The organism is Amphritea atlantica (genome assembly GCF_024347255.1).
Lineage (GTDB): Bacteria > Pseudomonadota > Gammaproteobacteria > Pseudomonadales > Balneatricaceae > Amphritea > Amphritea atlantica.
In genome coordinates, this window is sequence record NZ_AP025284.1 from 1,957,977 (window position 1) to 1,978,920 (window position 20,944).

The window sequence follows — 20,944 nt, forward strand, 5'->3', positions numbered from 1 at the left end:
ACACATATGCGAACCGTTTATGCAGCAAACTGATATCCGGGCAGCCGCTCAGGCCCTGCTTACCCGTCGCCTTAATCAGCAGATCAGCGGAGCTTTACCCGTTGAACAGCGTCCTGCAACAGTAGAAGAGGCGTTGGCGATTCAGCAGTCACTGATTGAACAGATGGCATTAGCCGGAGAGACGGTGGGTGGCTGGAAATGTGCGCTGCCGATCGCGATTGATGGCCTGGACAATGTGCCTGTTATCGCGCCGATTTTCAGCAGCAGTATCTCTGATGATTCCCCCTGTACAATGCAACTGGACGAGGGGGTGTGCAAAATTGAACCGGAGATCGGTTTTCGCTTCGGGCGTGATCTGCCGCACCGACAGGAACCCTACAGTGAAGAGGAGATACTGGACGCTCTGTGTGGCGCACATCTGGCACTGGAGCTGATTCTGAGTCGTTATGTTCAGCCCGATTCGATCAGCTATCTCGAACATCTGGCCGACTGTCTGTTTAATCAGGGGTTATTTGTCGGCCCGCCAATCAGCGTTGTACAGGCCTGTGCAGCGTCAGAGATTCGATTTGTTGTTACCGACCCTTCGCTGGAAGGTGGATGTCGACAAATAGAGGGCAAACATCCTTCAGGCTATCCTCAGACACCACTTTTCTGGATGGTTAATTTCCTCTCCCAGCGGGGTATCGATATCAAGGCGGGTCAGGTGGTGATTACCAGTTCCTATGCCGGGGTTATTGAAGTCGCCCCCGAGATGAATTTTACCTTAGAGTATGAAAAATATGGGGAAATCTCGTTGCGCTTTAAGATAGACTAGTCTTGTATACGAGTTTAAAAAACAGAAAAGGGGTGTGGCTATGGGGATTCTGTCCTGGATTATCTTAGGTTTAATCGCAGGTGTACTGGCAAAGTGGATTATGCCAGGTAAGGATGGTGGCGGTTTTATCATCACCACTCTGCTGGGTATCGCTGGCGCTTTTGTCGGTGGTTTTCTCGGCAATCTGATCGGTTTCGGCACCCTGGATGGTCTTAGCCTTGGCAGCATAGCAACAGCAACCGTTGGTGCCTTTATTCTGCTGTTTGTTTATAAAAAACTGAAGTAAACCTCAGCTTCCCTGAGTCGATTAAAGCTTCAATCTCTGGGTATGATGCGATCTGTCGGGGCTTTAGTGACTGGTACATGCGTCACCCGTTCATTCGTCCGCAGTGTTTTTCCTAATCATTGCCTTCAAAGCCTGTCGCTTGCATGAATTTCAGTAGTTCCGGCAAACACCTGAACTGCTGAATATCCGCTGTCAGATGTGACACTTCCGCTGCGATCTCATCAGCGCTCATCTGCGTTGCTTCACGCTCCAACTGACGGGCCCGTTCAACGATACGGGTTGCTCCGACATTAGCGGAGATCCCTTTTAAGCTGTGCGCTGCACTGATCAGCGCGGCTGTATCGCCAGATTCTGCCGCATTCTGAAGAGTCTTCAGAATCTGAGGGGCGGATTTCAGATAGATCTCAATAATACGTTGTAACAGCGTTTGTTTCTGATTCAGTTGTTGCAATGCCTTGTGTTTATTCCAGAGCGGCGAGGGGGCTTGTGAATCGTCACTCTGAGTGTGCGGTTGTGCACTGTTGACCGGGGCAGGGGCTTCAATAACGTGGGGTAGCCACTGACACAGCAGCTGTTTTAGCGTCTCCGGTTCAAAAGGCTTACTCAGATAGTCATTCATGCCCGCTTGCAGGCACTTCTCTTTCTCGCCCTGCAGGGCCGCGGCGGTTAAGGCGATGATCGGGACATTCATATAGATCGGGCCAGCCTCCCCGGTACGGATTTTCCGGGTCGCCTCATAACCATCCAGCACCGGCATCTGACAATCCATGATAATAGCGAGCACAGTATCATCGGTTTGCTGGCGGAGGATCTCGATGGCCTCCTGGCCGTTCTGTGCATGCAATACATGGGCATGATAGTCTTCCAGCAGCCCCTGAAGTACTTCACGATTGATCCGGTGGTCATCGACGACCAGCAGATTACGGTTATGGAAGTTGAGCTGTGGTGTATCTGAAACTGGCGGCTCATCTTCGGCATGTTTTCGGTCGATCTTTAAAGCTTCAAGGGCTGTTGACAGATTGACCAGCGTTACCGGTGAGTCAATTAACACGGTGTCTGGATCCAGAACGGCCGGATCGATCAGATCCGGGGCATGCCAGTTATCGATGATCATCACCTGCGCTGATGGGTTGCTCTGCTGCAGGTAATGCTCAATACCGGGCTTCAGCCGGATGTAATTGACTGAATCGACAACCAGCAGGTCGTAGGAGGGCGATTGGTATATATTATGAAACTGATCAGCATCCGACAGCGTGACACGCGCTCCCCAGCTGTGAAAAATTTTTGTCAGGTTGGCTGAAGTGCTGGGTTGCGTTGCATCTATCCATACACCCTGGCCGCCCAGCTCCGGTTTAAATGCTGGGGTTGCTTCGGTGGTCGCTGGATTGAGGGGGATGGTGAAGGAAAAGGTGCTGCCATACCCTTTTTCGCTGACCACACTGATCGAGCCACCCATGAGTTGGCAGAGTTGTTTGCAGATTGTCAGCCCCAGCCCGCTGCCCCCATATCGCCGGGAAGTTCCAATCTCTTCCTGGGAGAAGGAGGTAAAGATCCCGGATAGTTTCTCCGAGCTAATACCGATGCCGGTGTCTTGTACTGAACAGCTAAGCCAGAGCGTTTCGTCATCCTTCATATAGGTGGCTGCCTTGAGGCAGATCTGTCCTGTCATGGTAAACTTGACGGCGTTACTGAGCAGATTATTGAGAACCTGGCGTATCCGGTTTGAATCTCCATTGACCCAGACGGTGTCGACATCCACCAGATGAGCAATCATCTCAATATCTTTGCTGTAGGCGACAGATGAAATCGACTGGACACAGGCGTGCAGCAGCCGGTGAAGATCAAAGTCAATAAACTCAAGTTCCAGTTTATCGGCCTCAATTTTAGAAAAATCCAGAATATCGTTGATCAGCAGGGTCAGCGACTTAACGCTGCTCTCTGCCAGCTCCAGCTGCTGTTGCTGGCGGCGGCTGAGAGGCCCTTTACGGAGTAATCCCAGCATGCCAAATATGCCGTTCATCGGCGTTCTGATCTCATGGCTCATATTGGCCAGGAAGCGGCTTTTTAGTTCGGTGGCCGCCCGGGCTTCATGGACAGCGTCCTGCAGTTCACGGGTGCGTGCTTCAACCTGTTGCTCCAGCGCCTCATTGTGCTTTAATTGCAGCGCCTGTGCCTGTTTAAGCGCTGTAATATCGTGAATGATCACCGCGGCTGTGGCAGTGTGTTGGCTATCTTGATCATCCTTAATTGCCGACAGCGTCATCTCCACATGACGAACCTGCCCTTCACGGTTTTTTATCTGAACCTCATTTGTGCGTATTCTGCCATCGTCAATGACGTCCTGCACCGATAACAGGCATTGGCTGCTCGCATCAGTATCCGCTATGACATGACATATATTGAGACTGAGCAGTGTCGCAGCGTTGTAGCCCAACAACCGCTCAGCTGCCGGGTTCCAGTCTTTCACGCAGGCGTTCCTGTCGACGGTAATGATCGCTTCTGAAGACCCCAGCACAATTGCGCGGAAATTGCTTTGGGTTTTAAGTAGCTCTTTGCGGGCCGAAAGTGCTTTCTGGTAGAGAAAAACCACGCTCAGGGCGATCGTGAAGATGATTAACAGGCCGGCAAATGTTGCCAGGAAGTGTTTATATACCTGCGCCTGTAGAGAGTTTTCTGTCAGTGTCTTTATAACGGTGAACTGTCTTGGCTCGTTGCTGCTTCCCAGGTTAATCTGGCTGGCGATGTAGTTCAGGGTATCGCCATCAGGCGTACTAATCTGTTGCCAGTGTTGTGATCCGCTAACCGGCTCTGTCTGCCCTGAATAGTCTAGCCAGGTGATGGGGTTACCCCGTTCAAAAGCAAAGGCGATATCCGGATCGGGATGTAACAGAAAATCACCACGGTCATTGAGCAAAAACACACCACCGGCATGGTGCATGTTGTTCAGTCTCTGCAGTAATGGTCCGGCGTTGTAATTGATAATGACAAAGCCAAACAGCGTATGGTCGGCATCGTATACTCTGACCGCCAGACGGTAGGTGGGCCACTCCGGCAGTTCGATCTTGCCAAACTCACGATTAAACTCAATATCACTTAAATAGACTGACTCATCGGCTGAGTTTGTTATCTCCTTAAAATAGGCTGACTCTCCTTTGGACTGGAGGTGCTGCTCAGAAATGATACTGAGTTGTCCCTGACGGCGGTCAACCCGGACCAGCTCACGACCGTTATCAGCGATACCGATGAAGCGCAGTTGACGAATCTCAGGGGTCGTTTTCACAAACGCCAGAAACGTCTGTTGCAGATGCCACTTCCATTGATTCAGGCTGAGCGCTTCGCGGGAGTCAGGGATGCTGGCGTCAGTCAGTTTATGGACAATCGCCTCAATGGCGGGGAGTTGGGCAATAAACCGAATCTGCTTGCGCTGAGTGTCTAACTGATCATTAAGATAGCGTTCAATCTGTTTCAGATCCAGGCTTTGATTGACAAGCTGATCTCCTCTGATACTGGTTTGCGCCTGGTAGTAAATGGCAGCAGAGAGTGTCAGAAATAAGATAACGGCAATCATTACTCCCAGATAAAATTGCCGCAATTTGAATGCCGATTGCATAAAACTCTCCCTGAGTCTGTCTGCCCGGTACTGCAGGGTGTTTCAGAATAGATAACAAAATAGTTGATAAGAGCAGCAAATATGACAGTTGCTTTCGATCGCGATGGCATAACATGAATAAACTCATAGGTTTATCGGTATTTGCCGGTGACTATCTGCATTCGCAATCATTCTAACGAGACTATTTAATTACACTCTTTTTGTTACTAATTTTGGTGTATGTGTGTCTAAGCGTCAATTGCTCTCTATTAATTATTTAATAATATCAATGTATTGCCTACTTTTTATGTGGTCTTTTTGAGGCGTTGTATAATTCTGGAATAGAGTTTGTATAGTAGTAGAATGTTAAAGATTGTCTATAATTGGATTATAACCTATGCATCCAGCAGGCCTGGTTAGTCGCAACAGACTGTTTCAGTAATACCTCTAAAGACCGGGTTAATCCTAACGTAGATGAGTATGGGAAAAATGAGAACGGATACTCAAGCTCCACTAACAGTTCTATTAGTCGATGATGATGAAGCTACCCGCCTTTTGTTAGCAGACGCCGTCAGTGGTATGGCCGAGATTATTGAAGCGGATTGTGGTGAAACTGCGTTGCAACAGGCCCGCTTATATCGACCGGACCTCATTCTGCTTGATATCAGTATGCCGGATTTAAGCGGTATCGAGGTGTGCGAAATACTCAAAGCCGATCCCGAATTTGAACATCCGGTTGTCATCTTTATTACAGCAACTGAAAGCGAAGTGATCGAAACTCAGGCGTTGGGGGCCGGAGGCGTTGATTATCTGACTAAACCGATCAATGTTGAAAACTGTCGTCTGAAAGTGAAAAATCACCTACAGCAATCTGCCCAGGTGAAACAGGTTAAACTCGAACATCAGGCATTAACATCGATGATTAGCAGTTTACCTGTGCAGGTCACTTACTGGACCCGGGATTGGGTTAATAAATACAGCAATGACCCCGAGGGTGCATGGTTTGGTCATTCTGCTACTGAGATGTCCGGTCGGTCGATTGATGATCTGTTACCGCCCCGCTTAGCCCGGCTGTTAAGGCGATTCGCAACACAAAAAACCGGTTCCGCTCCCCAGATCAGTTATCTGCATAACGGCAGTGAACGACACCTTCAGGTGAACTTTGTTAATGCAAATCCGGTGACAGGCGTTCAGGGGTATTTGCTGACACTTATAGATATCACCTCTCTGAAAAAAACGGAGCGCGAGCTGCAGCTGCAAAATAAAAACTATAATGTCACCCTTAATGTAATTGGCGATGGCGTTATCTCGATTAATACCGACGGCCGGGTTACCTATATGAATCCGATTGCTGAACGTTTAACCGGAATTTCACCCGTAGCCGCATACGGTCTCCCTATTGAAGAGGTCTTTGTTTTACACGATGGATTAACCGGTGATCGCATTGATAGTCCATGGCTTCTGGCACTGGAGCATCTGTGTGTTAACTACCTTTCCTCTAACAGCCAGTTAGCCGGTGATGATGGTCATGTCTATCCCATAGAGGGGTCTGCCGCCACCGTCACCGATACCGATGGCACAATCACCGGAGCGGTGATTGTGTTCCGGGATCTCAGTGATACGGTGGCGATCTCGGATAAAATGGATTATCTGGCATACCACGATCAGTTGACCGGATTGCCTAACCGGGTTCTGTTGCAACAGAGACTTGAGGATGCCATTGCATTTGCACAAGCCTCGGGATTGAAAACAGCTTTAATACTGATCGATCTGGATAACTTTAAATATATCAATGACTCGTTGGGTCATACCCAGGGAAACAGCCTGATTAAACAGGTGGCTGACCGGCTTAGTAAACTGAGTGAGACCCGTTCTACGTTGTCACGAATCGGTGGTGACGAGTTTGCAATGGTTATCCCGTATATTGATGATATTAGCCAGGTCGAACGGATGGCGATCAATATTCATAAGCAGATGGAAAAGCCTTTTAAGCTGACCGAGGGGGAGTGTGGGCTGTCGGTGAGTATGGGCATCAGTATTGCGGCTGATGATGCTGCTGATGCAGAAGATCTGATGCGTCTGGCCGATGTAGCGATGTATCGGGCCAAGTACGAAGGTCGGGGGCGCCACTGCTTTTTTTCCAACCAGTTGGAAGAAGACTTGCTCTCCAGGCATGCAATAGAACAGCTAATCCGTACAACGATTAAACATCAGAGTTTTGAGGTGCACTACCAGGCTAAGTTCTCCCTTTGGGAATACCGGATTGTTGGTGTAGAAGCCCTGGTAAGAATGCGGGACTCAAACGGACGGCTGATCTCGCCCTGTGAGTTCATTCCGGTAGCAGAAGAGTTAAACCTGATTGAACAGCTGGGTGAACAGGTGCTGGAAACTGCGTGTTCCGATGCGGATAAATGGCTTCCAGATCATCCTGAAGTTCCTGTGGCGGTGAATGTGTCCGCCTCTCAGTTGAAGCGGACAGACTTTGTAGACAGGGTTATGACGATACTTGGTCGGAGTAGCCTGCCGCCTGAAATGTTGGAGCTGGAAGTGACTGAAAGCGCTCTGATGCAAAATATTGAGACTGCCCAGGAGATTATCGAAGCGTTGCATAACCAGGGGATTGTGATTGCGCTGGATGATTTTGGCACGGGCTATTCCAGCCTGACCTATCTGCAACGGTTCAATATTGATGTACTGAAAATTGATCAGTCATTTATTCAGAAAATGGGAAATAATACTGACAGCCTGGCGATAGTTAAAAATGTCATTTCGCTGGGGAAATCGCTCAACTTACGAGTGTGTCCTGAAGGAATAGAAACACAGGATCAGTTGAATGAGTTGATTCGGCTGGGTTGTGAGATGGGGCAGGGATATCTCTTCTGTCGGCCAATACCTATTGATGAATTCATCCGCTTTATGGAAGATGTAAAAAATCATAGCGAGAGTGCCGGCAACCTCTATTTTATATAGTCGTTGTGAACGCGGTAATACGAGATCAGTATGCGACCCCTAATCCCTTTTATACATCAGCTTAGTCGTCAGGAAGCCTGCGACTGGATAGATACAATACAGTCGCAACTACCCGGTTGTGATATCTGTGAATTCTCTCAACTGTCCGCAGTAGATAGGGGGCAGGTAGAGATCGCTATTGTGGCGAATCCTGATCCGGTGGAGGTTGCACAACTGTCCCGATTGAAGTGGGTTCACTCGGTGTGGGCTGGTGTCGAGGGGATGATGGCTAACCTGTCACACATGCCGTTTGAAATTGTTCGTCTGACCGATCCGCAACTGGCACAAACGATGTCAGAAGCGGTGCTGGCCTGGGTGTTGTATCTGCACCGTGATATGCCTCAATACCGCCAGCAGCAGGTGGACTCTCTCTGGCAACAGCTTCCTTATACTGATCCTGCTGATCGGCATATTGCTGTACTGGGGCTGGGGTTGCTGGGACAACGCAGTGCGTCACGGCTGGTGGATAATGGCTTTCGTGTTTCCGGCTGGAGTCGTTCAGTAAAACAGATCGATTCTGTCGATTGCTATGCCGGTGATCAGCTGTCAGCGTTGCTTGCTAAGGCGGATATTCTTGTCAATCTTCTGCCGCTGACGCCTGCTACTCAGGGCTTAATGAACCGGGCATTTTTCCAACAGGTTAAAAACGGTGCAGCACTGATCAATTTTGGCCGTGGCGCAACGGTGGTTGAGAGCGATCTGCTGGAAGCTCTGAACCTGGGGCTGATCAGCCACGCGGTGCTGGATGTTTTCGCTGAAGAACCTCTGCCGCCAGAGTCCCCCCTGTGTCATCACCCCCAAATCACCCTGTTGCCGCATATCTCTGCGCCGACCAGTGTGGCCACCGCCAGCCGTATTGTCGCCGGAAATATCACCGCTTACCTGTCACAGGGAATTCTGCCTGAGTGTGTTGATAAAAATCGCGGCTATTAATTCTGTTGCGATTAATCCTTAAACAATAGGCGCTGAACAGGGGCTAACTGTGGTAAAGTGCCAGCCTTATTCACCTCAGTCCGGACCCTTTTTGTGAACAATAACGATATTCTCCGCCGCCTGCGCTATACCTTCGATTTTAGTGATACCAAAATGATCGGGGTGTTTCGTCATGCTGATCTGGCGGTAACCCGTGTGCAGCTCTCTGGCTGGCTGAAAAGGGAGGAGGATGCCGATTATATACGCATGCCGGATCTGGAGATGGCGACCTTTCTGAACGGTTTGATTGTCGAAAAGCGGGGCCGACAGGAGGGGGATCAGCCGGTGCCGGAAAAGCGGCTGAATAACAACATTATCTTCCGCAAGCTGAAGATCGCTCTTAATCTGACCGCTGACGATATTCTGGCAATTCTTAAGCTGGCCGGCGTCAGACTGAGTAAGCATGAGCTGAGCGCACTGTTTCGCAAACAGGGCCACCAGAACTATCGTGAGTGTCAGGATCAGGTACTGCGCAACTTTCTCAGCGGATTACAAAGCCAGTTGCGCGATAAAACCCCGGGGGCTAAAACCAGTAAGCCTCCGCGTACAACGGCCACTAAATCCGATAAACCGGTACGCAAACCCTCTGCAGAAAGACGAGCGAAACAGGATGTGAAGTTTGTCGTTGATAAACCAGCGGCTGAAAAAACAGCGCAATCGACAAACGTGGATAGTCACTCCGTCTGGGCAAAAGCGTTGGCTAAAACCGGTAAAAAGAGCTGAGCGGAATGAAAGAGAAACAGCTGCCTCCAACCCGGGATGAGATCGCACAGTTACCCGTTTTTCAGGGCATGACACTGGATCAGATTGAGCAACCCAGTGATGCAGACGCGCTGGCGTTAGCATTGCAACATCTGATGGACAGCCCCTTTGTTGGTTTTGATACCGAATCGAAACCGGTCTTTCGCAAAGATCAGATGTCCGACGGCCCCCATGTTGTTCAGCTCTGTACCGCTGATACGGCGTATGTTTTTCAGCTGCATGATCAGGCGGCTTATCCGATCATTTGTCAGGTGCTGGAGTCTGAACAGGTAGTCAAAGTGGGCTTCGGCCTGCAATCGGATCGCAGTCACATCCGGCGTAAGTTTGGCGTTGAGATTGGTGCGATTCTTGACCTGGATGCCGTCTATCGGAAACTGGGATATCGTCGCCAACTGGGCGTTAAAGCCGCGATTGCGGTACAGTTCGGGCAGAAATTCAATAAATCAAAACGGGTTTCGACCTCCAACTGGGCATTGCCGAAACTCAGCGAAGCACAGCTGCTTTATGCCGCGAATGATGCCTATGCTGCCTTGCGGATTGTCCAGAGCCTGCAGCAAACGGGCCATGCATCGCTGATACTGGGTCTGGTTAACTGAGAACGCACACAGGATATTGTCAGAATGATTTTAAAGAAATTTTCGCAACTGCCTGCACTGGAGATTGAACCCGGCACCGACTGCTCCTTTATCAGCCACAACCCCAAAGGTGAGCCTCTGCTGACGGTAGTTTATGCCACTAAACGGGATTTTCTCTCCGTGCCTAAAACCTATACGGCGGTTCAGTTTCGAGGCGATAATACTATCCCCCTGGAGTTCCATTCGGTATCCCGTCAGGACTATCTGGAACAGCTGGAACTGGCTGATAGCTGGTTTAAATCCGGTGCCTACGAGATAGAAAAAACCAAGGACTACACCATCGTATTGCTGCTTACCAACGATCGTGCACTGGAGATCATCTTCACCGGTTTTGAGTTACTGGAAGACAGTTATCACTGTGCTGATTCGCAAACGGCCCTGATACAACATATCAGTGGTTAGACCGCGGCTTCGCCGCTGGATAAGAGCGTCAGTATTATATGTAGGAGCTGCATCCTGCAGCAATTGAACCTGGTTTTACCCCGATCCTTTGGACGGTCAGTTAAGAGCGGTTTGAATTAGCTCACGCTTTTTCCTCTGGTCGTTGAATTGCTCAATGTAATCAAATATGTCTGCTCGACCTCATCCCGGCTCCGAAAACCAATTCCTTATACCCGCTTACAAAGCCTTCTGAAACGCTAAAACAGTGCTTTTGGTGCAGGTTGCAGCGTACATATATCTCTTTATGGGGACTTATTCGGGTTACTTCTGGGGTGATCAGATATATGGTGAAGAGTAAAATATGATGGTAAGTACCGATGTACTCTTATAATAAGAAAAACATTATCCTCGGGTTGTGTGCCGCCTGTGTTATTGGCGTTTTGCCTTTTATCGTTTTACGCCTGATGGATCAGCTCTGGCTGATGGCTGCGGTTGATTCTGGAGCATTAGTGGGCGCGACCCTGATCGGATTGTATGTCCTTAAAAGCAATAAGTTACGAATAGCGTGTCTTATCCTCACCGCATTATTTCTCGTCACGGTGGTTTTGGTGGTTAACATCAAGGGGCCATCGCTTATCTATTGGTTTTACCCAACCATGATTACCGGGTATTTCCTGCTCAAGCCCGGGGAAGCGTTGATTGTCAATATTCTGGCTCTGTTTGCGATCTTTCCGATCATCAATACGCAGCTGGTTTTGATCGAACAACTGAGTATTCTTTTTACCATTACCCTGGTGAATGTTTTTTCATACATTGTTTTCAGGAGTATGGCGGGTCATCAGGATGTTCTTACACAGCAGGCGACTCAGGACGGTTTAACCGGTGCGGGTAATCGTCGTTTGTTTAATCATCACATGGAACAGTTTTTTGCCTCAGCGACCGAGCAGCATACCTCACTGTCACTCATTTTCCTGGATATAGATAATTTTAAAACCATCAACGATACTTTTGGCCATGTAAAAGGGGATGAGGTTCTCAGCGCTGTTCTAAAGTTACTGAGTTCAAGACTGAGAAAGCTTGATACGATCTATCGTCTTGGGGGGGATGAGTTCGCCATCGTACTCAGTGAAGCGAGCTGTGATGCCGCTGTCAGCAAAGCTGAAGAGCTATGTCGCCTGGTGAATAGTGATCCGTTTTGCTCTGATTTTAAGGTGACTGTCTCATTCGGTGTGGCTGAAAGACACGCCGGCGATAAGATCCAGGAACTGGTAGACCGCGCGGACAGGGCGCTTTATCGGGCGAAAGAGGAGGGACGCAACCGGGTATGCGGTGAGTAATTTGTCCCAGCGAAATAACAATTAACCGTATATTTTCATCCCATCGTCTGGCAAAGTCGTGAGTCCCCTTTTTTCCGTATCATCCGGAGAGAATGAGCTGGGCAGGCCGCCCGGCTGATCAATGATGCATTATCTTCTCAGGGCTTAGGATGATGTTGTGCTGTTGGTTAGTTTTCTGCACCCGTAAAAATCGGAATAGAATCATGAAAGTGAAGCTCTTTTATTTATGCTTTTTTCTTATCACTGGTTGTACCAATAGTGGTTCTTTTGAAAGTATTCAGCTAAGTAACAGGCTCGAATGTTCTAAGTTGCCACCCTCTCAATATGATGAGTGTGTGAATCGCTACAATAAATCTTACGATCAATATGAGCGTGAGCGAAAAGAAGCAATGGGGGATTAAGCTGGTGATGGGGAGATCTATCCTCTTGCTGGAGTACTTTAATACCCAGTTAACCGCTAAAAAGAGCTTTTAGAGATTGTCCTGAAGCTGATCTGGACCGGGAATGATGAATTGTTAAAACGATTAACCATAGGGAAAGCATCATGAAATCAATCGTAATTATTCTGGCGGGGCTTTGGATCTCATGGCATTACACCGATCTGCATTCAGATCAAACGCTGTTTAATATGGTGGCGCCATTGGGCGTATTGATATTCGGGGCCTCCCTTGCTGTATGGCTGGTTTTAAGAATGGGATCCGGTGGTCGCGGCAGTCGGTCTGATGGTTATAGCGGTGATAGCGGTGGTTTCTTCGATGGTGATTCAGGTGGTGGCGATGGCGGTGGTGACTGAGCGCTGTTATTAAGTGTTGTTATTAAGCGTCGTCATAAGTGTTTGGCCACCTAAAATGCTGCTGCCACTGTCGATTTTTCTAACCACTAGCGAGTCGCGAAGCGCCGTTCTTGCCACTTTTTGAGCGCTTTACAGCTCAAAATACCTCCCCGGTGTTTTTCCCAGTGCTTTGCGGAACATGGTGATAAAGGCACTCTGACTACTGTAACCCAGATCCTGAGCAACGTTGGCTACTGCATCCCCCTGGGCGATGCGGGTCAGAGCCGCCAGCAGGCGCACCTGTTGTCGCCACTGCCCGAACGTCATCCCCGTTTCCTGGCGAAAGTGTCGGGCCAGAGAGCGCGCGCTGGTGCCCAGCTCGGTTGCCCACTCATCTATTGAGCGCGGGTCGGCGGGGTTATCTCTCAGCCTGTGGGCGATCACAATCAGGGATTTACTTTTGGGATGCGGCAGGTGGAGAGGGGCCTCAGGAATGGTTTTAAGCTGATCAAGAAACACCTGAACGATACGTCCCTGTGTGCCGTCCTCATCATAGAGGGTATCAAAGGAGACCATCTCCAGAATCAGCTCCCGCAACAGGGGGGTTACATGGATGACCTGACAGTGATTGGGCAGATCTCTGGAGGCTTCAGGTGCAATATAGACATTGCGCATCTGTACCGGATGGATCGTGCGGGCATCGTGTTCGATAAAGGCGGGAATCCATACCGCCCGTTGCGGCGGTACTACCCAGTAGCCGATATCCCGGGCTGACACCTGAATCAGTCCGGCGGCGATAAACAGCAGTTGTCCCCAGCCATGGCTATGGTAGGGCGAATAAAATCCCGCTTCGTGGTCAGCTTTACGGATCACGACCTGACGGGGAACGTGTTCCAGCCGATTGACCGGTTTTCCATCCAGGGTTACCCAGTGTTTGGGAATTTCAGGTAGCTCTGTCTGTTTCTCGATATAAGTTGGCATGCTTTATTGTATACGCCAGATTGGATCTTTTTTAAAGTAGCCTGAGAAATTAATTGAGTCATCAGGTCGGGTATTACTGCGTTGTTAAGAATGTCCGACTGTACAGGAGTCACTATGTTGAACTTGATCCGTCGCCCGGAGTTATTTTTGTTTTTGCTGGCGGGCGCGATGCCCCTGTCGATGGGGGTGTGGATGGCATTGCTGAATAACTTCGCCATTGAGAAAGCGGCCTTTACCGGGGTTGAGATCGGTATTCTGCAATCTTTGCGTGAGATTCCCGGGTTTATCTCTTTCGGCGCGGTGCTGTTGCTGGTGTTGATGCGTGAACAGACCCTGGCTCTGGTATCGATGTTGCTTCTGGGGCTGGGGACCGCTGCCACCGGATTTTTTCCCTCCGAGGTCGGGCTGTACTGTACTACCGTGCTGATGTCGATGGGGTTTCACTACTATGAGACCATGAATCAGTCGCTCTCACTACAGCTGTTCAGCAAGGAGGAAGCACCCCATCGCCTGGGTCAGATGGTGGCGATTGGCTCCTTTGCCAGCCTGGTGGCGTTTGCGCTGGTATGGCTGGCGTTGGATATATCCGGTTTATCGATGCAAACGGTTTATCTCCTCGGTGGTGGCGTTACTGTAGGCATCACTCTGTTCTGCTGGCTAGCATTTCCTCGCATGGAGGGAAAGGTTGAGCAGCATAAAAAACTGCTGCTACGAAAACGTTACTGGCTTTACTACGCGCTGGTATTTATGGGCGGTGCCCGGCGGCAGATCTTCATGGTGTTTGCCAGCTTCCTGATGGTGGAGAAGTTTGGTTTTTCTGCCGGTGAGATCTCCATCATGTTTCTCATCAATGGCGCTCTGAATATGGTTTGTGCGCCCAGGATTGGCAAGCTGATCGGTTTCTGGGGCGAACGTAAGACCCTGACCATTGAGTATATCGGGCTGATTATCGTGTTTACTGCCTACGCTATTGTGTCAGATCCCTGGATTGCGGTGGGACTGTATATTGCCGACCACCTGCTGTTCTCTATGGCGATAGCGCAGAAAACCTATCTGCAGAAAATTGCTGATCCGAAGGATCTGGCTTCTACGGCAGGCGTCTCTTTCACCATCAACCATATTGCTGCAGTGGTGCTGCCTGCCGCCTATGGGGTGTTATGGATTATCTCTCCGGCGGCGGTGTTTCTCACCGGTGCCGCGCTGGGCGGGGTGTCGCTGATACTGGCGCGGATGGTGCCTGAGAAGCCTGCGCCAGGAGAGGAAGTGATACTGTTTTCGGGGAAAATCGCAAACGCTTCATAGGCTTCTGTAGCGGGCAGAGGCTTTATCCTGAGTGCTTGTTAGCTGGTTCACTCGTATAGGTTTGTAAAGCGACTTATCTGGATGATTTTTATACGGCGCTGACGATCTGGGATAAAGCAGGGAAGAATTTCCTGTCCTTTTTCGTCTGCGTCATACTTTATTGTAACCATAGATACGGTGTTGAAGAGAGTGCTGTCCCTGTCCTGTCGGTCAGACCCAAATCGCTTCTATAAGGGGCCTGATGAATCGCATATTTTTCGGCGTTTCAGCTGGTATCCATAAGGAAACCAGGTTTTCCAACTATAAAATCCTGATTTCTCCAGCATCTTTTGTCTTTCTGAAACAGGCTCGTCTGACAATAAAAAAGTTCGAAATAGAGCGCTTTAATGAAGAAATACCCTGTCTCACTACAGCTGATTTTTTTCATAGTTAAGCAATTCATTAACTAACATTAATTTTATAAATATTTAACTAACTGATGGATCTATTGTAGTTTCGAATAACGGCGAGGGGATATCAATGACACACTGACGATATCAAACAGTGTCACCCTTTAGCAGAAACAGCTCTCGAAGCTGATTTTTTTGAGCTAAAATAATTAATCATGATTATTTACATTAATTATTTAAGTCGCTCAATTTGGAGATAAAATGGCTGAAATTCAGCGAAAGTACCGTAAACAGAAACTATCTGACCTCATTGTTGATGAGGTGAAGTCGATGATTGTTGCTGAAAAGCTGTTGCCGGGTGATCGCCTGCCTAATGAAAAGGATCTGATTGATCAGTTTGGCTGCTCCAAAGGCACGGTCAGAGAAGCCCTGAAGGCGCTTGAGGTTGAAGGGCTTGTGTATACCCGTCCTGGCCCGGGAGGTGGGGCTTACCTTTCTGAAGTTGGAACTGAACCTGCCAGTAAGATGCTGCGAAACTATTTATATTTTAATCACCTTTCTGCGGAACAGATTTACCAGATGCGCAAGCTGATTGAGGTTGAATTGGCGGTGTCGGTGGTTGGAAAGCTGACTCAGGCCGACTTTGAACTGCTTGAAGCGCATACCAATGCCTGTGCGACTCCGCCTGAGTCTGAAGATCAGCAGCGCAGCCAGAGAATCGCAGAGCTTGAGTTTCATAATGTGTTGTCTGATGCATGTCCAAATCCCTTGTTGAGCTTTATGGGGCGTTTTCTGAACGAGGCGCTCAGAGATCTGGTCGTGCTGAAAAAGTCTTATCAGATTGATGCTTACCAGTTTACTCAATCCAATGTTGATTATCACGAGCGTTTACTTGATGCCTATCGCGCAGAAGATGAAGCACAGGTGCGCAGGTTGATGGGTGAGCATATGTGCGAAGCTGAGGCGCATTTCGTTGCGTTGGACGGCAAAATTTCAAAAAAAATGTAATACCCAGGGTATTCAGGTACCCAGCAAAAAGAGCTTGTTGAACAGGCCGGACAGAATAATAAGTAGTACATGAGAAGCTTTAAATTAAGGCAAATAAATAGAAGAGCAATTAAACCTTAGAGGAAAGCAGTATGAAAAAGATAATGTTGAGGAACGTCCTGATATCCGCAGTACTGTCGGCAACGAGCTCTCTTACGCTGGCTGCAGATGGCATTACTATCTACGGTGTAAAATCAGTGTCTGGTGCATTTGCCAGTTATGGTAAATACGCAGATATGGGCTCTAAACTGGCCGTAGAGGATTATGGCGATCTGTTGGGGCAGAGCGTCCACTATGAGACGATTGATACCGAGGGCAATGCGGGTAAAGCGGTGCGTAAGGTTCAGGAAGCGATCAGTCAGGACAACGCCCGCTTTTTTGATGGTGCAACGCTCTCTTCTACGGCGCTGGCTATCGGTAAAGAAGTTAACAAGGTTAATGGTGTTTTCATCACCCCGGCGGGTGCCGATGAACTGACCGGAAGCGATTGTAACATGTCTACTTTCCGCTGGTCTGTGCCGACCTATGGTGCTATCCGGCAAACCGTAAAACCGCTGATTGATAAGTTTCCGGAGAAAAAACGCTGGTACACCATCACACCTCAGTATGTGTTTGGCGAGGCGCTGTTGAACAATGCCAAGGCGGTATTTGCCGAGGAAGGTATCGAACATGTTGGTAACAGTTATCACTCCCTGAAAGAGCAGGAGTTCTCCGGTTACCTCACCAACGCGATGGCGGCACAACCGGATGTTCTGTTGTTGCTGAACTTTGGTTCTCAGTCATCGAATGCGCTGCGCCAGGCTGTTAATTTCGGTCTGAAAAATCAGATGACCATTCTGGTCGCCTGGTCATCCGGTCTTGATCAGTTACAGGAGCTGGGTCCGGATATTGCCGAAGGCGTGTATTTCGGTGCGCAGTACTGGCACACCGTGGACACACCCATGAACAAGGCGTTGGTTAAGCGGGTGAAAGAGGTTTACGGTATGAACCCTAACTACCCTCTGGCCGCTGACTATATCAGCACCACTGTGATTCTGGATGCGATTGCTAAGGCCGGAACAACCGATAGTGCTGCGGTTGCTAAAGCGCTGGAAGGAGCCACGTATGAAGGCCCAACCGGAAGCGAAGTGATTCGTAAAGCCGATCATCAGGTTCTGAAAGACTACTATCTGCTGGAAGGTAAACCTGCCGCAGACATGGCCGATCAGGACGATTATGTCAATATCATCAGTTCTGGAAAGTCGTTTCCGGATGAATCAGCTCTGACGTGCAAGCGTAGCTAAATCAGTATTCGTATCCCGGTGATACCGGGATACGGCATATATTCGTTGTGCAGGAGCGATCCGATGAGTCTTTATCTGTTTCAGATACTGAATGGTGTCGGACTGGGGATGATCTATTTTCTGATTTCGGTTGGACTGACGATTATCTTTGGTCTTTTAAATTTTGTTAACTTTGCCCACGGTGCTTATTACCTGATCGGGTCATATCTGTGCTTTACCGTCGTAGCACTAACGGGAAATTTCTGGTTGGCTTTAGCCATAGCACCTATTGCTGTAGCGATACTGGCCCTGATTACTGAAAGAATACTGATTAAACGCGCTTATCATCTGCCACACACTTATCACATTCTGATAACCCTTGGCATAGCACTGATTATTCAGGAACTGACGATCTCAATCTGGGGGCCCATCGGTAAATCTGTCGCGGTGCCTGAGGCGCTGCAGGGGGTCTTTCAGATGGGGAACTTTTTCTATCCGAAATACCGTTTATTCGTGATTCTGTTCTCGGCGGTTATCGCGTTTGCCCTTTGGTTGCTGCTTGAACGAACCCGGTTTGGCGCGCTGGTGCGAGCCGGAAGTGAGGATACTGAAACCGTTTCTTTACTGGGAACTCATATCCACAAACTGTTTTCTATTACCTTTGCGCTGGGAGTGGGTCTTGCCGGTCTTGCCGGTGTACTGGCTGCCCCGATCCGGGGTGTACACCCTTTTGTTGGTGTTGAGGTGCTGGGTATAGCCTTTGTTGTCGTTGTGATTGGCGGCATGGGGTCGTTCACCGGGGCATTGGTTGGTGGTCTGATTGTCGGTCTGGTGCAGAGTCTGATGACAACTATCTGGCCGCAGGGTGCAAGCCTGATGATTTATGGTGCGATGGCGTTTGTTATTTTGTTACGTCCATACGGTTTGTTCGGGAGAGCCTGATTATGATGAAGCAGAAAAGATCATCGCTGCTTGGCGGGGTTACTCTGGCAACCCTGGCAACGGTTATACTGATGCCTCTGTTGCTGCCTTCGGCAACTCTGGCAACCGAAATCCTTATTTTTGCGATGGCTGCACTGGCCTGTAATCTGCTGCTGGGGTATACCGGATTACTCTCCTTTGGTCAGGGAATTTTCTTCGGAGGCGGTGCTTATATCGCGTCAATATGCATGATCCACTGGAATTTTGGCCTGCTCAGCGCTTTGCTCAGTGCGATGTTGGCTGGGGCGTTACTGGCGGGCCTGGTAGGGGCGTTATCTATTCGCCGTAAAGGGATCTACTTTGTCATGCTGACATTGTCGTTCTCACAGATGGCCTATTTTATCGCTTACAGTGTCAGTGACTGGACCGGCGGTGATAATGGTCTGCTGGATATTCCACGTCCTGCATTAACCCTGCTTGGATTTGAAATCAGTAACCTGGTATCAAGCGAGGCATTCTACGCCTTTGTCGCTACCCTGTTTATGCTGATCTTTATTTTTGCCCGCCGGGTTATCCATTCTCCCTTTGGCACAACACTGGTGGCCATTCGGGAAAATGAGAATCGTGCCTCAGCGGTGGGGTTCTCAACCAACCATTTCAAGTTACTGGCGTTTGTTATTTCAGGGGGTATCACCGGTATAGCCGGAGCGTTGTACGCGATGTTGCTGAACTTTGCTCCTCTCTCGAATATCGAGTTACAGATGTCTGAGAACATACTGATCATGACCATCATTGGTGGCACCGGCTCGCTGTTTGGCTCTATTCTGGGGGCGGGATCAATCGTCTTGCTGGGTGATGTACTGTCATCTGTCTGGCCCCGCTGGATGATTTTGCTGGGTATTGCTCTGATTGCGGTGGTGCTGTTTATGCCTTCAGGTTTGTGGGGCGGCCTGGGTTCAATTGCTGATCGCTGGCGTGAGTATCGCCGCTCAAAAGAGCCGGAAGCGAAATCCCGGGAGGCTAACTGATGAACGATTACATACTTGAAACAGAAGGTCTCGGTTTACGTTATGGCGCTTTTGCCGCGCTGGGCAGTGTTGATCTGAAAATACGGCGGGGCTCAATCCATACGGTGATTGGTCCCAATGGCGCGGGTAAAACCACACTGTTTCATTGCTTAACGGGAGAACGCAAGCCGTCCAGCGGCAATATTCAGTTTGCCGGCACAAATATTACCAGCCAGGCTGCGCATAAACGTGTCGCTGCGGGCATGTCCCGCTCATTCCAGATCACCAGCCTGTTTCAGAACCTGAGTGTGCATGAGAATCTGCGCCTGGCTGCTCAGGGAAGAGATGGACTGGGAGCCCTGTCGTTCTGGTATTCAGATCAGCATCGTCGTGAACATAGTGACAAGGCTGACGAAGTGATTGAACGGATTAAGCTGGGAGCGGTCGCGGATACCTGTGCCGGCGAACTTTCCCATGGGCAACAGCGAGTGCTTGAGGTTGGTATGGCACTGTGCAGCAACCCACAGATGTTGCTACTTGATGAACCGACATCGGGGATGGGGGTTGATGATATTCCAGTGATGACACAGCTTATTGCAGAACTTGGACGCGATCACACGGTTATGCTGATTGAACACAACATGCGCCTGGTGATGTCGATTTCAGACCGGATTACGGTGATGCATCAGGGCAATATCCTGATTGAGGGTGACCCGGATGAGGTGAGCGGTGATAAACGGGTTAAGAAAGCCTATCTGGGGGAGAGCGGATCATGAAACTTGAGCTGAATAATGTTCACTCCTATTACGGTAAAAGCCATGTCCTTGAGGGGCTTTCTCTTGAAGTGGGCCCAGGCGAACTGGTTACGCTGCTGGGGCGAAACGGCGCCGGTAAGACCACCACGCTGCGCAGTATCGTTGGCATTGTTAAACCTAAGCAGGGTTCGATCCGGTTTAACGATGTTGAGCTGGTGGGTAAAGAGGTCTTTGAGATCGCCCGTTACGGTATCGCACTAGTGCCTGAGCATCGGGGGATCTTCAGTCTGCTGAGTGTGGAGGAAAATCTTTCGATAGCGGTGCGGGCTGGCAGTCGCTGGAGCATGGCCGACGTTTATCAAATGTTCCCGCGGTTATATGAACGGCGAAAAAATGGCGGTAATGAGCTATCCGGTGGTGAGCAGCAGATGCTGGCCATGGCCCGGGCTCTGGTGAATAACCCGCAACTGTTATTGCTCGATGAGCCGACAGAGGGGCTGGCTCCGGTAATCGTTGATGAGATCGTGCGCATTCTTGAGCGCATCAGAGAAACCGGTGTATCGGTGTTATTGGTTGAACAGAACCTGGCCGTCTGTGAACGACTTGCCGACCGGCACTATGTCCTTGAACAGGGAAATATTGTTTACAGCGGTACAGGTGAAGATTTCCGCCAGCAGGAAATTATAAAAGACCGCTATCTGGCGGTTTAGACAACCGGCTTTC

At 49.4% G+C, this 20,944-nt stretch carries 18 protein-coding genes; 16 read left to right on the forward strand and 2 right to left on the reverse strand.

Annotated elements, in window-relative coordinates:
- The first annotated feature begins 19 nt into the window (after positions 1-19).
- Both OCU43_RS08935 and OCU43_RS08940 read left to right on the forward strand, forming a co-directional pair.
- Positions 20-814 (forward strand): hypothetical protein, encoded by a 795-nt coding sequence (locus OCU43_RS08935; RefSeq protein WP_091353639.1) that lies wholly within the window; start codon positions 20-22, stop codon positions 812-814.
- 40 nt (positions 815-854) lie between these two features.
- A complete protein-coding gene (locus tag OCU43_RS08940; protein WP_091353642.1) occupies positions 855-1,100 on the forward strand; it encodes a GlsB/YeaQ/YmgE family stress response membrane protein in 246 nt (81 codons plus the stop codon).
- 112 nt (positions 1,101-1,212) lie between these two features.
- Here the strand turns inward: OCU43_RS08940 and OCU43_RS08945 are convergent, their stop codons facing one another.
- Complete coding sequence (locus tag OCU43_RS08945; RefSeq protein ID WP_091353645.1) at positions 1,213-4,710, reverse strand: ATP-binding protein; 3,498 nt, start codon at positions 4,708-4,710, stop codon at positions 1,213-1,215.
- Between the two features lie 468 nt (positions 4,711-5,178).
- Between OCU43_RS08945 and OCU43_RS08950 the strand changes: the two genes are divergently transcribed.
- From OCU43_RS08950 to OCU43_RS08980, 7 genes are all read left to right on the forward strand, one after another.
- The gene (locus OCU43_RS08950) at positions 5,179-7,659 is read left to right on the forward strand and encodes an EAL domain-containing protein (protein WP_175483421.1); all 2,481 of its coding nucleotides are present in this window, start codon (positions 5,179-5,181) and stop codon (positions 7,657-7,659) included.
- A gap of 30 nt (positions 7,660-7,689) precedes the next feature.
- Positions 7,690-8,631 carry a 2-hydroxyacid dehydrogenase gene (locus tag OCU43_RS08955; RefSeq protein ID WP_091353651.1) on the forward strand — a complete coding sequence of 314 codons (942 nt, stop codon included), beginning with the start codon at positions 7,690-7,692 and terminating at the stop codon, positions 8,629-8,631.
- A 93-nt stretch (positions 8,632-8,724) separates the two neighbouring features.
- Positions 8,725-9,393: a YehS family protein gene (locus OCU43_RS08960; RefSeq protein ID WP_091353958.1), complete on the forward strand. Its 669-nt coding sequence runs from the start codon at positions 8,725-8,727 to the stop codon at positions 9,391-9,393.
- Between the two features lie 5 nt (positions 9,394-9,398).
- Positions 9,399-10,028 (forward strand): 3'-5' exonuclease, encoded by a 630-nt coding sequence (locus OCU43_RS08965; RefSeq protein WP_091353652.1) that lies wholly within the window; start codon positions 9,399-9,401, stop codon positions 10,026-10,028.
- Positions 10,029-10,052: 24 nt separating this feature from the next.
- The gene (locus tag OCU43_RS08970) at positions 10,053-10,469 is read left to right on the forward strand and encodes a hypothetical protein (protein ID WP_091353655.1); all 417 of its coding nucleotides are present in this window, start codon (positions 10,053-10,055) and stop codon (positions 10,467-10,469) included.
- Positions 10,470-10,825: 356 nt separating this feature from the next.
- Positions 10,826-11,785: a GGDEF domain-containing protein gene (locus OCU43_RS08975; RefSeq protein ID WP_091353656.1), complete on the forward strand. Its 960-nt coding sequence runs from the start codon at positions 10,826-10,828 to the stop codon at positions 11,783-11,785.
- 544 nt (positions 11,786-12,329) lie between these two features.
- Positions 12,330-12,578 (forward strand): hypothetical protein, encoded by a 249-nt coding sequence (locus OCU43_RS08980; RefSeq protein WP_091353659.1) that lies wholly within the window; start codon positions 12,330-12,332, stop codon positions 12,576-12,578.
- A 129-nt stretch (positions 12,579-12,707) separates the two neighbouring features.
- Here OCU43_RS08980 and OCU43_RS08985 read toward each other — a convergent pair whose 3' ends face one another.
- The gene (locus OCU43_RS08985; protein ID WP_091353661.1) at positions 12,708-13,538 is read right to left on the reverse strand and encodes an AraC family transcriptional regulator; all 831 of its coding nucleotides are present in this window, start codon (positions 13,536-13,538) and stop codon (positions 12,708-12,710) included.
- A gap of 114 nt (positions 13,539-13,652) precedes the next feature.
- Here OCU43_RS08985 and OCU43_RS08990 point away from each other — a divergent pair, with 114 nt between their 5' ends.
- The 7 genes from OCU43_RS08990 (at position 13,653) to OCU43_RS09020 (ending at position 20,931) form a co-directional block, all read left to right on the forward strand.
- Entirely contained in the window at positions 13,653-14,840 is a 1,188-nt protein-coding gene (locus tag OCU43_RS08990) for an MFS transporter (RefSeq protein WP_175483422.1), read from the forward strand.
- A 650-nt stretch (positions 14,841-15,490) separates the two neighbouring features.
- Entirely contained in the window at positions 15,491-16,237 is a 747-nt protein-coding gene (locus OCU43_RS08995) for a FadR/GntR family transcriptional regulator (protein WP_091353670.1), read from the forward strand.
- A 131-nt stretch (positions 16,238-16,368) separates the two neighbouring features.
- Complete coding sequence (locus OCU43_RS09000; RefSeq protein ID WP_217647375.1) at positions 16,369-17,559, forward strand: ABC transporter substrate-binding protein; 1,191 nt, start codon at positions 16,369-16,371, stop codon at positions 17,557-17,559.
- 63 nt (positions 17,560-17,622) lie between these two features.
- Complete coding sequence (locus OCU43_RS09005) at positions 17,623-18,480, forward strand: branched-chain amino acid ABC transporter permease (protein ID WP_091353672.1); 858 nt, start codon at positions 17,623-17,625, stop codon at positions 18,478-18,480.
- A gap of 2 nt (positions 18,481-18,482) precedes the next feature.
- Positions 18,483-19,487, forward strand: a complete 1,005-nt coding sequence (locus OCU43_RS09010) for a branched-chain amino acid ABC transporter permease (protein WP_091353675.1) — start codon at positions 18,483-18,485, stop codon at positions 19,485-19,487.
- Positions 19,487-20,242: an ABC transporter ATP-binding protein gene (locus tag OCU43_RS09015; RefSeq protein ID WP_091353678.1), complete on the forward strand. Its 756-nt coding sequence runs from the start codon at positions 19,487-19,489 to the stop codon at positions 20,240-20,242. The genes OCU43_RS09010 and OCU43_RS09015 overlap by 1 nt, the downstream gene beginning before the upstream one ends.
- The gene (locus OCU43_RS09020; protein ID WP_091353680.1) at positions 20,239-20,931 is read left to right on the forward strand and encodes an ABC transporter ATP-binding protein; all 693 of its coding nucleotides are present in this window, start codon (positions 20,239-20,241) and stop codon (positions 20,929-20,931) included. Before OCU43_RS09015 ends, OCU43_RS09020 begins: the two co-directional genes overlap by 4 nt.
- The last annotated feature ends 13 nt before the right edge of the window (positions 20,932-20,944 follow it).